An 11,742-nucleotide genomic window follows, 5' to 3' on the forward strand; every position below is an offset into this window, starting at 1 on the left:
CCCTCCACCTCTCCGAAACACCCGTAACCTATCGCAACGCACCACCTCTCCCAGGCGAACACAGCGAAGAAATCCTCACACAATTCCTAAATATCTCAAAAGATGAAATCAAAAATCTAAAAATAAAATCAATTATTTGAAATATGAGATTATGAAACAGACAGACGGACCAGAAGCCCATTACCTGCAAGCCCTGCGCGAGGGCCGGTTCCTGTTCCAGCGCAATGCCGAGGGGAAAGCGGTCTTTCCGCCACGCCTCGTCGCGCCCGGCACGGGCGAGGCACTGACCTGGGCTGAATCCGCCGGGCGGGGCACGGTCTTCGCCATCACCGAGCAGCCGCAGAAGCCGCCCGCCGCCAGTCGCTATATCGCGCTGGTGGAGATGGACGAGGGTTTCCGAATGCTGTCGCGCATCGAGGCGTCATCCCTTCCCGCCATCGGCACGCGCCTACGTGCCGTGATCGACGATGAGGCAGACCCTCCGCATGTCTGGTTCCTGCCCGAGGACAATCATGACTGACACCGCCTTTCCCCGTGCCGCCTGCGCCATCGCCGGGGCCGCCACATTCGGCATCGGCCTTTGCCCCGGCCATACCGCGCTGGAGATGACGGCCAAGGCCGGGCTTCTGGCGCTGGAGGATGCGGGCCTGACCCTTGGCGATGTGGACGGCCTTTTTACCTGCCTGCCCGAGGACATGCTTGGCGGTCTCGCCGTCGCGGAATATCTGGGCGTCAGGGCGCGTTTCGTCGACAACAACCGCACTGGCGGATCGTCCTTCCTGAACCATCTGATGACCGCCTGCTTCATGATCTCGGCCGGTTATCTGAAAACCGCGTTGATCTGCTATGGCTCCAACCAGCGCTCGGCGGCAGGCAAACTTGTCTCGGCCCTACGCGGCTCGGTCTACGAGGCGCCGCACCGGGCGATCATGCCGATCGGCGGCTATGCCCTCGCCGCGTCGCGCCACATGCATGACTATGGCACGACTCGCGAGGACTTGGGGGCCGTCGCACTGGCCGCGCGGGCCTGGGCGCAACTGAACCCCGAGGCGTTCCGGCGCGACCCGATGACGCTGGACGACTACCTGTCCGCCCGCATCGTCTCATCGCCGCTGGGCGTTGCCGATTGCTGCCTTGTGAGCGACGGCGCGGCCGCGGTGGTGGTGACGGCCCTGCCCCATGCCCGCGATCTTGCGCAATTGCCGGTGGCAATTCTGGGCGCGGGGGCCGAAACCTCCCACAAGGAAATCGCGGCGATGCCGGATCTGTGCGTGACGGGGGCAAAACTTTCGAGCCAGCGCGCCTATGCCGCCGCCGGTTATGGCCCTGCCGACATGGACATGGTGCAGCTTTACGACGCCTTCACCATCAACACGATCCTGTTTCTCGAGGATCTGGGCTTCTGTCCCAAGGGAGAAGGCGGCCGTTTCGTGTCCGGCAGGCATATCGCCCCCGGCGGCGGGCTGGCGGTCAACACGAATGGCGGCGGGCTGTCCTGCGTCCATCCGGGCATGTACGGGCTGTTCACGCTGGTCGAGGCGACGCGCCAGATCCGCAGGCAGGCAGGCGAGCGGCAGCTGGAAAAGGCCGATCTGGCGCTTTGCCATGGCAATGGCGGGGTGCTGTCGTCCCAGACCAGCGTGATCCTTGGGCATCCCGACACGATCTGAAGCGTCCTCTCCTCGCGCAATAAGCAAGCCCCCGGAAATCCGGGGGCTTCTCTCATGCACGACCCGCCGGCGGGGCGGGTCCCATGTTTCAGAAGCTGAACTTGACCACACCTTGCAGGCGGGTGTTGTCGAAGGTCATGCCGTCGAACTGCTCACGCTCGAGATAGCTGACTTCGGCACCCAGCATCAGCGACTTGGTGGCGAAATAGCGATAGGTCAGATAGGCCGCGCTGAGCTGCTTGGTGTAGAAATCCTCCGCGCCGGCATAGTCGTCATAGCGCTGGAAGCCATAGGCGGCCGAGATATCCATTTTCTCGCCCAGCTTCTGCGTGACACCGGCCTTGAGCGCATTGGCCGTGATCGCATCGCCATCGGCGTCGATGTCAAAGGCATATTTGCCGAGGGCGCCGACCTCGATCCCGGAAGCGGCGGCATTGTTGAGCGACGTGGTGATGCCCTTGCCGCCCACATACTGGACCTGAATCTTGCCACCCTCCCAGGCGTCGAAATCAGCGCCGAGCGAGAAGCCGAAGCCATGGACGTCCTCGTCACTCGCGGTTTCGAGGGTGCGCAGGATCACACCCGAACCCACTTTCACCCTGGACCCCGCATAGCCCGCGAAAGCCGTCAGAGCGACATCCGAGGACGAACCGGGTGCATAATCCTCTTCGATCGCGGCCCCGAAGCGCCATTGCTCGTTCGGGCGATAGGTGAAGCGAAGCTGCGGCGTGCGATAATAGCTGCCGCCCGCGGAGCCGTTGAAATCATGCACCGCGCTGGGAATACCTTCGGCGGAAACCCAGCTCGTCCAGGTCTGACCAGCGAGGAACGGTCCGATTTCGCCGTAAGCATGACGAAGGCGGAAGGTGCCGCCACCATTGCCGTAGAAATCGCCCTCGATATTGACCTTCATCTCGCCCAGATCGGTATCGACCAGTGCCTTGACGCCCAGACGGCTCTCATAGGGATAGGCGCCGGTGCCGCCGTCCCTGACGCTGTCGGCGGTCACGCCGGCCATCGCTCCGGTCGTGGCGCCGAGATCATAATGGTTGTCGGCATTCAGATCCAGCCGGGCATAGCCGTAGAAGTTCAGCTTGACCCCCGGCGCAGCGGTGACGGTGCCAGCCGAGGCCTGTTCGGCCTCAAGCGCCGCGACGCGTGCCTCGAGTGCTGCGACGTCCTGAGCAGCGGCGGCGTTGCCGGTGCCAAACAGCGCGGCGGCGACCAGCCCGCCTTGGGCGGTCCTCGTCAGATTGTATTTCATGTTTCCTCCCATGATCCGGTCCGGCCTCCGGGCAATGTTTCGCCGGACCCGGTCCGCAACTGCGACCGGGCGATTCCTTGGAAAAAAGGGAACTGGCAGCACAGCGGAGGACGGCTATCCCCCTCATTCAACTGTGCAATTCAGCCGCCTAGCTTTTCATGATCCCTCCTCGGGCATTCCGCGGTCCGACCCGTCCTCCTCCCCGGAGACTGGGTTTCAGACCCGCTCGATCGCCAGGGCGATGCCCTGCCCGCCGCCGATGCACATGGTCACCAGCCCACGCCGACCGCCGATGCGCGCCAGTTCGGCCATGGCCTTGACCACAAGGATCGTGCCGGTCGCGCCGACCGGATGCCCCAGGGCGATGGCGCCGCCATTCGGGTTCACCCGCGCGGGATCCAGCCCCAGCGCCCGCGACACCGCCACCGCCTGCGCGGCAAAGGCCTCGTTCGATTCGACCACGTCGAAATCCGCCGCGGTCAGGCCGGTCCTCGCCAGAAGCTGTTCGACCGCCGGGACGGGACCGATCCCCATCACCTCGGGGCGGACGCCGGCAACGGCATAGCCGGTGATCCGCGCCAGCGGCGTCAGCCCGGCCTTTTCGACCGCATCCGCGCGTGCCAGCACCACCGCCGCCGCACCGTCGTTGATGCCCGAGGCATTGCCGGCGGTCACGCTGCCATCCTTGCGGAAGGCGGGCTTCAGCCCGGCCAGCGCCTCGGCCGAGGTCTCCTTGGGATGCTCATCGGTCACGAACTGGACCGGCCCCTTGCGCGTCCTGACCTCGACCGGAACGATCTGCCCGGCAAAGCGGCCCTCGGCGATCGCGCGGGCGGCGCGGGTCTGGCTTTCCAGCGCAAAGGCATCCTGATCGGCGCGGGAAACACCATGCTCCTCGGCAATGTTCTCCGCCGTGATGCCCATATGGCCGGTGCCGAAGGGGCAGGTCAGCGTGCCGACCAGCATGTCCACCATCGAGGCGTCGCCCATCTTCTGGCCGAAGCGCGCGGCCTGCACGGCATAGGGCGCGCGCGACATGCATTCGGCGCCACCCGCCAGCGCAAAATCGGCATCGCCCAGCATCAGCGCCTGCGCGGCCGAGACGATCGCCTGCACGCCCGAGCCGCAAAGCCGGTTGACGTTCATAGCGGGCGAGGTGTCGGGCACGCCCGCGCCGATCGCCGCCAGACGCGACAGATACATGTCGCGCGGTTCGGTATTGATGACATGGCCGAACACGGTCGTGCCGATCTGCGCGGGCTCGACCCCGGCGCGTTCGATGGCTGCGCTGGCCGCGATCACGCCCAGCTCATGCGGGGCAAAGCCCGACAGCGCGCCGCCAAAGCCGCCGATGGCAGTCCGGGCGCCGGAAAGGATGACGATATCGTTCATTGGATGATCTCTGTTTGGCCAGTTCAGCAATTGCTGAAATTGGGCACGCGTTTCTCGACAAAGGCGGTCATGCCTTCCTTCTGGTCCCGGGTGGCGAACAGGGCGTGAAACAACCTGCGCTCATAGCGGATGCCATCGGCCAAGGCGAGGTCGGGCGCGCGGCGGACCGCGTCCTTGATCGACAGCACCGCAGGCAGGGACATGCCGGCGATGATCTCGGCCGTGTTCATCGCATCCTCCAGCAGGGTTTCGGCGGGCACGACCCGCGCCACCAGCCCCGCCCGCTCTGCCTCGGCCGCGTCCATCATCCGGCCGGTCAGACACATCTCCATCGCCTTGGCCTGACCGATCGCGCGGGTCAGCCGTTGGCTGCCGCCCATGCCGGGCATGACGCCCAGCTTAACCTCGGGCTGGCCGAAGCGGGCGGTGTCGGCGGCAAGGATGATGTCGCACATCATCGCGAGTTCGCAGCCGCCGCCAAGCGCATAGCCCGCGACGGCAGCGATCGTCGGCTTGCGGAGCGCGGTCAGCGCCTCCCATTCCGCGAACCAGTCCTGCCCGTGCATCGCCGCAAAATTCTGCGCCTGCATCTCCTTGATGTCGGCTCCGGCAGCGAAAGCGCGGGCCGAGCCGGTGATGACCAGCGCGCCGATACCGGGATCACGCTCGGCCTCGGTCGCGGCGGCGACGATCTCGCGCGCGACCTGCTGGTTCAGGGCGTTCAAGGCCTGCGGCCGGTTCAGCGTGATCAGCCGCACCCGCCCGCGCGTTTCGACAAGGATGGTGTCATAGCTCATGCCCGACCCCTCCCCGCAAACCTCGGCAGCATGGCCGAGAAGTCCCGGCCCTTGCCGCCCTCCTCCTCGACGAAGCGGGTGTAGAGCGCGGCGGCAAGCTCGCCCATCGGCGTCTCGGCATCAGCCGATTCCGCTGCCTGCTGCGAGAGGCGCAAGTCCTTCAGCATCAGTTCCGCCGCGAAGCCCGGCTTGTAGCCATTATCGGCGGGCGAGGACGGCCCCACCCCCGGTGCCGGGCAATAGGCATTCATCGACCAGCTGTAACCCGACGAGGTCGAGACCACGTCGAACATCCTTTGCCGGTCCAGCCCCAGCTTGTCGGCCAGCGCAAAGGCCTCGCAGGTGGCGATCATCGTGACGCCCAGGATCATGTTGTTGCAGATCTTCGCGGCCTGGCCGGCACCCGAAGCGCCGCAATGCACGGCCTTCTGTCCCATGATGTCAAAAAGCGGCGCGACCGTGGCGAAAGCCGCGTCCGGGCCACCGACCATGAAGGTCAGCGTTCCCGCCGCAGCACCGCCGATCCCGCCCGAAACCGGGGCATCCAGCGCACCAAGCCCGGCCGCAGCCGCCTGATCCGCCACCGCGCGGGCGCTGTCCACATCGACGGTCGAGCAGTCACAGAGCACCGCCCCCGCCGTCATGGCCGGGATGACCTCGTCCGCCACGGCGCGCAGGATCGCACCATTCGGCAGCATCGAGATGACCACATCCGCGCCCGAGGCCGCAGCCGCAGCCGTAGCGGCTGCCGTGACCCCCTCGGGCATCGGCGCCGAGAGGTCGAAACCCACGACCTCATGCCCGGCCGCTGCCAGATTGCGCGCCATCGGCCCGCCCATGTTTCCCAGACCGATGAAACCGATCTTCATGCGTTCTCTCCTTGCTCAATCCGATCCGCCGCGAACAGCGACGGCTGCGACCGCAACCCTGCCAGCAGCGCGGCGGAATCCACCTCCGCCAATGTCGCGGGTCGCCATTGCGGGTTGCGATCCTTGTCGATGACCGCAGCCCTTACGCCTTCGTAGAAATCATCTCCGCGCAGGATCAGCGCGTCGGCTGCAAACTCCCGGTCGAGACAGGTTTCGAGGTCGTTCGATTGCGCCGCCGCCCGCAGAAGGTGCAGCGTCAGGACAAGGCTGGTCGGCGATTTCGCCGCGAGCAGGGCCAGCGTCTCGACCGCAAAGGCTGAACCATCCGCCCCCAGCGCCGCGATGATCGCCGCCATGTCCTCGGCCGCAAAGGTTGATCGGATCAGGGCCGCGTGTTCGTGCAGGCTTGACGGGCCCGGATCGGCGGCATGGGCGGCAATCGCCGCCTCGGGCGTTACCCCGGCAGCCAGATCGGCCAGCAGCGCCGGGATCGTCGCGGCGGGCACCATGGCATCTGCCAGCCCGGCTGTGATCACATCCGCCGCCCCAATGGTCGCCCCGGTCAACCCGATCCAGAGGCCCAGACCGTCCGGTGCCCGTGACAGCGCCCATGTGCCACCGACATCGGGGAAATAGCCGATGCCAGTCTCAGGCATGGCGAACCTGACCCGCTCGGTCACGACGCGGTGCCGGCCATGCACCGACAGGCCGACGCCGCCGCCCATGCAGATCCCGTCCATCACCGCGATCCACGGCTTTTTCAGGCGATGGATGCGGGCGTTCAAGCGGTATTCCTCGGCCCAGAATGTCATCGCGCGTTCCGGCTCGGTCCGTCCGACGGACCACAGCATCTTGATGTCTCCGCCGGCGCAAAGGGCACGGTCACCCTCGCCCGTCAGAGCGATCGCACGCACCGCCGGATCAGCCTCCAACCGGTCCAGCCCACTTTCGATCAGGCGGACCATCCCAAGGTCGAGGCTGTTCAGCACGCCGGGGCGGTTCAGATGAATGCGGCCAAGCGCGCCCTCGGCGCTGATCAGGACGGGGGCGGTCATTTGCCCGCGACCAGTGAACGGGCGACGATCAATCGCATGATCTCGTTCGTCCCCTCGAGGATCTGGTGAACCCGCAGGTCGCGCACGATCTTCTCGATGCCGTATTCCGACAAATAGCCATAGCCGCCATGCAGTTGCAGCGCGTCATTGGCGATCTCGAAGCCCGCATCGGTGACAAATCGCTTGGCCGCCGCACAAAGCACCGTCGCATCAGGCGCTTTCGCGTCCAGCGCGGCCGCCGCGCGCCACAGGAAGGACCGCGCCGCCTCGAGCCGGATCTTCATGTCGGCCAGTTGGAACTGAAGCGCCTGCATCTGGTCGAGCCTTTGGCCAAAGGCCTTGCGCTCGGCCATATAGGCCAGCGTCCTGCCAAGGGCCGCGCCGGCCCCGCCCAGCGAACAGGCCGCGATGTTCAACCGCCCGCCGTCAAGGCCGGCCATGGCGATGTTGAAGCCCTTGCCCTCAGCCCCGAGCAGCGCATCGGGACCAAGCTGCACGCCGTCCATCTGCACGGTCCGGGTGGGCTGGGCGTTCCAGCCCATCTTGCGCTCATTCGCGCCAAAGGACAGGCCCGGCGCATCGCCCGGCACGATGAAGCATGAGATGCCCTTCGCTCCGGGTCCGCCGGTTCGCGCCATCACCAGATAGACGTCCGACGCCCCGGCACCCGAGATGAACTGCTTCTGCCCCGTCAGGCACCAGCCGTCACCGTTCCGCTCGGCCCGGGTCGTCAGCGCACCCGCGTCCGACCCGGCCCCCGGCTCGGTCAGGCAATAGGAGGCGCGCCGCTCCAGCGGAGCCAATGCCGGGCACCATTTCTCCCGCTGCTCCTGCGTGCCGAATCGATCGATCATCCAGACGCACATATTGTGGATCGAGATATAGGCCGCGATGGTCGGGCAGGCCTCGGCCAGCGCCTCGAAGATCAGGACCGCATCCACGCGGCCCAACCCGGTTCCGCCGACATCATCGCGGACATAGATGCCGCCCAGCCCCAGCGCCCCCGCCTCGGCCAGAACATCGGTGGGGAAATGCTTTTCCGCATCCCAGTCAAGCGCCGAGGGCGCGATCCGGTCGGCGGCAAAGCTGCGCGTCATGTCCAGAATGTCCCGCTGTTCGTCGGACAGCGTAAAATCGATCATGATGCCCTCCACCCGTCATGGGCTGTCGCGGGATGTGTGATCCGGCGCCAGAAATCGCCCAACGTGTTTGTGTATTTAATTGGCGATATTGCATACGCAAACCGGATTGTGAATACAAATGTTAGTTGCTCATGCAAATTATGCCCGTAAAGAACCCAGCACATTGCCCCACGGCGGCTAGCGTGCGCTCCATTCGTTTCCATATTGTATTTTTATAATCATTGTGTGTATACATTTTTGCAGAATCAATTGCGGGAGCGAAGATGAGCGATCCGGTCCAACTGCATATCGACGGCCCTGTCGCCCGCATCGTCTTTGACAGACCCGAGGCGCTTAACGCCATCGATGTCGCGACGGCGCAGGCATTCGAGCGTGCGACCGCGACGGCTCTGGCCACGCCGGGGGTACGGGTCGCAGTATTGTCAGGGAATGGACGTGCCTTCATGGCCGGGGGCGATCTTGGCGCATTCCGCCGATCCGCCGATCGTGCCGCCGAGGCCGAGGCGATCATCGCCCCCATGAACACCGCCCTCGAGCGACTGCACGCCTCGAACGTCCTGACCGTCGCGCTGGTCCATGGGCCGGTGGCGGGGGCCGGATTGTCCCTCACGCTGGCGGCGGATTTCGTCATTGCCGCGGACACGGCGGCATTCAGCTTTGCCTATCTGAAGATCGGCGCGCCCGCCGATTGCGGCATTACCTGGACCCTGCCCCGCATCGTCGGATTGCGGCGCGCCTTGTGGCTGGCGATCGAAGGCAGCACCCTGCCCGCGCCGCAGGCGCTGGATTGGGGCCTGATCACCCGCATCGTTCCCGCGGATACGCTGGCGGAAGAGGGCGCGCGCCTTGCCGCCCGTCTCGCCGCGCAGGCACCGGGCGCAACCGCCGCCCTGAAACGCCTGCTGGTCGAAAGCTTCGGTCGCGAATTCGCGGCGACGCTCGAGGTCGAGAAACAGGCCTTCAAGACCGCAGCCGCCACTGATGACTTCGCCGAGGCCCTGACCGCGTTCTTTGAGAAACGACCAGCCAGCTTTACCGGAAATTGATGCAAGGAAGGGGAAGAGCCCGATGAACAGCATTACCCAGCCGCAGGACTTCTGGGCTGACGTGCCCCGCGACATCGCCTGCGCCGCCGTGATCGGAGCGGGGGCCATGGGGGGCGGCATCGCCGCCCAGTTCGCCAATGCGGGCATCGAGGTCATCCTGCTCGACATGCCTGGCGATCAGGATGCGCCCGACGCCCCCGCACGCGCAGGGCTGGCAAGGCAGGTCAAGATCAACGGTTTCATGGGTCCGTCCGGGCCGGGGCGGATCATCACCGGGAACGTTACCGACGACCTGCATTTGCTGGCGCGGGCCGATTGGATCATCGAGGCCGTGGTCGAAAGGCTGGACGTCAAGCGCGCGCTTTACGCCCGTGTCGATGCCGTGCGCAAACCGGGCTCGATCGTGTCGTCCAACACCTCGACGCTGCTTCATGCGCAGTTGATCGACGGCATGTCCGAGGCCTTCCGCCGGGACTTCGTGATCTCGCATTTCTTCAACCCGCCGCGCGTGATGCCGCTGCTCGAGGTCGTCTCCACCGACAGGACCGACCCCGCGCTGCTCGGCCGGGTGCAGGCTGGCGCGCGCGACCTTCTGGGCAAGACCGTCATCAACTGCCGGGATACGCCCGGTTTCATCGCAAACCGCATCGGCTGCTTCTGGATGGCCTCCGCGGCGCTGCTGGCCCGGGAACAGGGCCTGACGATCGAGGAGGCCGACGCCGTTCATCAGGCAATGGGCATTCCCAAGACCGGGGTGTTCGGCCTTTTCGACCTGATCGGGATCGACCTCGTGCCGACGGTCTGGCGCAGCCTTGTCGATGGCCTGCCCTCTGATGACCGTTTCCACCGCTATGACATCGCGTCCGACCCGTTGTTTGCCGGGCTTGTGGCCGAGGGCCGCTTCGGCCGCAAATCGGGATCCGGCTTCTTCCGGAAGACGCCCGGCGGGCTGGAGGCGAGCGATCTTTCCACCGGCGACTGGCGCGCGACCCGCCCCGTCGCCGCGCGCGACCTGCCGGGCGGTGGGCGCGACCTGCTGGCGCTGCTGCACGATCCGGGCCGGTTCGGCACCTATGCACGCGCCGTCCTTGCCGAGGTGATCGCCTATGCCGCCGAGCATGGCCCGGCGATTGCCGCCAATCCCGCCGACATCGACGTGGCGATGCGGCTTGGCTATGCGTGGCGCGAAGGGCCGTTCACCCTCGCCGACAAATGGGGGCCGACCAAGCTGCAGGCCCATCTGCGCGAAAGCGGCCTTCCCGTCCCGGAACTGGTCACGCAGGCTGTCGAACGTGGCGCCTTCTACGCCGACGGCCGCTTCCTGACCGCCGACAGCGAAGCCGCTGCGGCCGAGCACCCCCTGACCGTCGCGGCCCTCCGCAAGGCGGGACGGACAATCCTCGGCAATGCTTCCGCGACGCTGCTGGATAGCGGCGATGGCGTGGGCCTGCTGGAGATCCACACCAAGATGAACAGCCTGCACCCCGAGGTGCTGGACCTGATCGAGGAGACCCTGCCCCTGCTCGGGGCGCGGCTTTCGGCGCTGGTCATCGGCAATGACGATGCGCGCGCCTTCTCCGTCGGGGCGGATCTGAAATTCATCCTCTCGATGATCGATCAGGGCCGCGAGGCCGAGCTGGCGGCCTATATCGACCGTGGCCAGCGGCTGTTTCTGGGGTTGCGCCATGCGCCGGCGCCCGTGGTCGCGGGAGTGCATGGCTTTGCCCTTGGCGGCGGCTGCGAACTGGCGCTGCATGCCGACCGCATCGTCGCCCATGCCGAGGCGCGGTTCGGTCTGCCCGAGGTCACCGTCGGCCTGATCCCGGCATGGGGCGGATGCACCACGCTGCTGGCGCGTGGAGAGGCAGAGGGCCTGACACCCGAGGCCGCTGCCCTGCGCGCCGCCACCACGATTTTCGGCGCGGCCCAGTCGGGATCGGCCGAGGAGGCGCTGACCTCGGGCATCCTCAGCCCTCTGGACCGGCTGGTCATGCATCGCGACAGCCTGCTCTCCACGGCCCGCGCCCTCGCGCTGGCCCTGCTGCGCGACGGCTATACCGCCCCGGAACAGGCCACTGTCCTGCCCGCGCGCGCTGCGGATTTCGCGGCGCTGGCGGCCAACGGTTCGAATTACGACCGTCATGTCCTGACAGGGCTCGCAAGGGTTCTGGGCGGCGACAGCCCGCGCAGCGTGGTCGAAAACATGGCCATCGAGCGGGAGGTCCTCTTCGACCTCATCGCCCGCGCCGAGACGCGGGCGCGCATGGCCCATATGCTGGAAACCGGCAAGCCATTGCGGAACTGACGCCGCCAGCCCGCTAACAAATCCCCCGAACAGGTGACGCAACAAAAGGGAGAGAGGCCGATGAAAATCCTCGTGCCAGTCAAACGCGTGATCGACTACAACGTGAAGGCCCGCGTTAAGGCGGACGGATCCGGTGTCGATCTTGCCAATGTCAAGATGTCGATGAACCCGTTTGACGAGATCGCGGTCGAGGAGGCGATCC

Annotated in this window: 10 protein-coding genes and 1 pseudogene; 5 read left to right on the plus strand and 6 right to left on the minus strand. The window is 66.1% G+C overall.

Annotated elements, in window-relative coordinates; genetic code table 11:
- Window positions 1-151 precede the first annotated feature (151 nt).
- Both VNQ78_RS05045 and VNQ78_RS05050 read left to right on the plus strand, forming a co-directional pair.
- Window positions 152-520: a Zn-ribbon domain-containing OB-fold protein gene (locus VNQ78_RS05045; RefSeq protein ID WP_325687246.1), complete on the plus strand. Its 369-nt coding sequence runs from the start codon at window positions 152-154 to the stop codon at window positions 518-520.
- Window positions 513-1,670 (plus strand): acetyl-CoA acetyltransferase, encoded by a 1,158-nt coding sequence (locus tag VNQ78_RS05050; protein WP_325687248.1) that lies wholly within the window; start codon window positions 513-515, stop codon window positions 1,668-1,670. The genes VNQ78_RS05045 and VNQ78_RS05050 overlap by 8 nt, the downstream gene beginning before the upstream one ends.
- Before the next feature lie 88 nt (window positions 1,671-1,758).
- Here VNQ78_RS05050 and VNQ78_RS05055 read toward each other — a convergent pair whose 3' ends face one another.
- From VNQ78_RS05055 to VNQ78_RS05080, 6 genes are all read right to left on the minus strand, one after another.
- Window positions 1,759-2,934 carry a DcaP family trimeric outer membrane transporter gene (locus VNQ78_RS05055; RefSeq protein ID WP_325687250.1) on the minus strand — a complete coding sequence of 392 codons (1,176 nt, stop codon included), beginning with the start codon at window positions 2,932-2,934 and terminating at the stop codon, window positions 1,759-1,761.
- A gap of 216 nt (window positions 2,935-3,150) precedes the next feature.
- Window positions 3,151-4,326 (minus strand): acetyl-CoA C-acyltransferase family protein, encoded by a 1,176-nt coding sequence (locus tag VNQ78_RS05060; RefSeq protein ID WP_325687252.1) that lies wholly within the window; start codon window positions 4,324-4,326, stop codon window positions 3,151-3,153.
- A gap of 23 nt (window positions 4,327-4,349) precedes the next feature.
- Complete coding sequence (locus tag VNQ78_RS05065; RefSeq protein ID WP_325687254.1) at window positions 4,350-5,123, minus strand: enoyl-CoA hydratase; 774 nt, start codon at window positions 5,121-5,123, stop codon at window positions 4,350-4,352.
- Window positions 5,120-5,992 carry a 3-hydroxyisobutyrate dehydrogenase gene (mmsB, locus tag VNQ78_RS05070; protein WP_325687256.1) on the minus strand — a complete coding sequence of 291 codons (873 nt, stop codon included), beginning with the start codon at window positions 5,990-5,992 and terminating at the stop codon, window positions 5,120-5,122. Before mmsB ends, VNQ78_RS05065 begins: the two co-directional genes overlap by 4 nt.
- Entirely contained in the window at window positions 5,989-7,047 is a 1,059-nt protein-coding gene (locus VNQ78_RS05075) for an enoyl-CoA hydratase/isomerase family protein (protein WP_325687258.1), read from the minus strand. Before VNQ78_RS05075 ends, mmsB begins: the two co-directional genes overlap by 4 nt.
- Window positions 7,044-8,186, minus strand: coding sequence for an acyl-CoA dehydrogenase family protein (locus VNQ78_RS05080; RefSeq protein ID WP_325687264.1), 1,143 nt, complete (start codon window positions 8,184-8,186; stop codon window positions 7,044-7,046). Before VNQ78_RS05080 ends, VNQ78_RS05075 begins: the two co-directional genes overlap by 4 nt.
- A 266-nt stretch (window positions 8,187-8,452) precedes the next feature.
- Between VNQ78_RS05080 and VNQ78_RS05085 the strand changes: the two genes are divergently transcribed.
- From VNQ78_RS05085 to VNQ78_RS05095, 3 genes and pseudogenes are all read left to right on the plus strand, one after another.
- A complete protein-coding gene (locus tag VNQ78_RS05085; RefSeq protein ID WP_325687260.1) occupies window positions 8,453-9,235 on the plus strand; it encodes an enoyl-CoA hydratase/isomerase family protein in 783 nt (260 codons plus the stop codon).
- A gap of 22 nt (window positions 9,236-9,257) precedes the next feature.
- Window positions 9,258-11,540: a 3-hydroxyacyl-CoA dehydrogenase/enoyl-CoA hydratase family protein gene (locus tag VNQ78_RS05090; protein ID WP_325687262.1), complete on the plus strand. Its 2,283-nt coding sequence runs from the start codon at window positions 9,258-9,260 to the stop codon at window positions 11,538-11,540.
- Between the two features lie 60 nt (window positions 11,541-11,600).
- Window positions 11,601-11,742 (plus strand): annotated as a pseudogene (locus tag VNQ78_RS05095) (electron transfer flavoprotein subunit beta/FixA family protein); the annotation flags it as partial.

The organism is Paracoccus sp. (in: a-proteobacteria) (assembly GCF_035556475.1).
In the GTDB taxonomy this organism is placed as follows: Bacteria; Pseudomonadota; Alphaproteobacteria; order Rhodobacterales; family Rhodobacteraceae; genus Paracoccus.

What these genes read in the sequence shown, in the direction of transcription:
- VNQ78_RS05065 (WP_325687254.1), bottom strand. Translation starts at nt 5,123, where the DNA reads ATGAGCTATGACACCATCCTTGTCGAAACGCGCGGGCGGGTGCGGCTG.
- VNQ78_RS05060 (WP_325687252.1), bottom strand. Translation starts at nt 4,326, where the DNA reads ATGAACGATATCGTCATCCTTTCCGGCGCCCGGACTGCCATCGGCGGC.
- VNQ78_RS05050 (WP_325687248.1), top strand. Translation starts at nt 513, where the DNA reads ATGACTGACACCGCCTTTCCCCGTGCCGCCTGCGCCATCGCCGGGGCC.
- mmsB (WP_325687256.1), bottom strand. Translation starts at nt 5,992, where the DNA reads ATGAAGATCGGTTTCATCGGTCTGGGAAACATGGGCGGGCCGATGGCG.
- VNQ78_RS05090 (WP_325687262.1), top strand. Translation starts at nt 9,258, where the DNA reads ATGAACAGCATTACCCAGCCGCAGGACTTCTGGGCTGACGTGCCCCGC.
- VNQ78_RS05055 (WP_325687250.1), bottom strand. Translation starts at nt 2,934, where the DNA reads ATGAAATACAATCTGACGAGGACCGCCCAAGGCGGGCTGGTCGCCGCC.
- VNQ78_RS05045 (WP_325687246.1), top strand. Translation starts at nt 152, where the DNA reads ATGAAACAGACAGACGGACCAGAAGCCCATTACCTGCAAGCCCTGCGC.
- VNQ78_RS05075 (WP_325687258.1), bottom strand. Translation starts at nt 7,047, where the DNA reads ATGACCGCCCCCGTCCTGATCAGCGCCGAGGGCGCGCTTGGCCGCATT.
- VNQ78_RS05085 (WP_325687260.1), top strand. Translation starts at nt 8,453, where the DNA reads ATGAGCGATCCGGTCCAACTGCATATCGACGGCCCTGTCGCCCGCATC.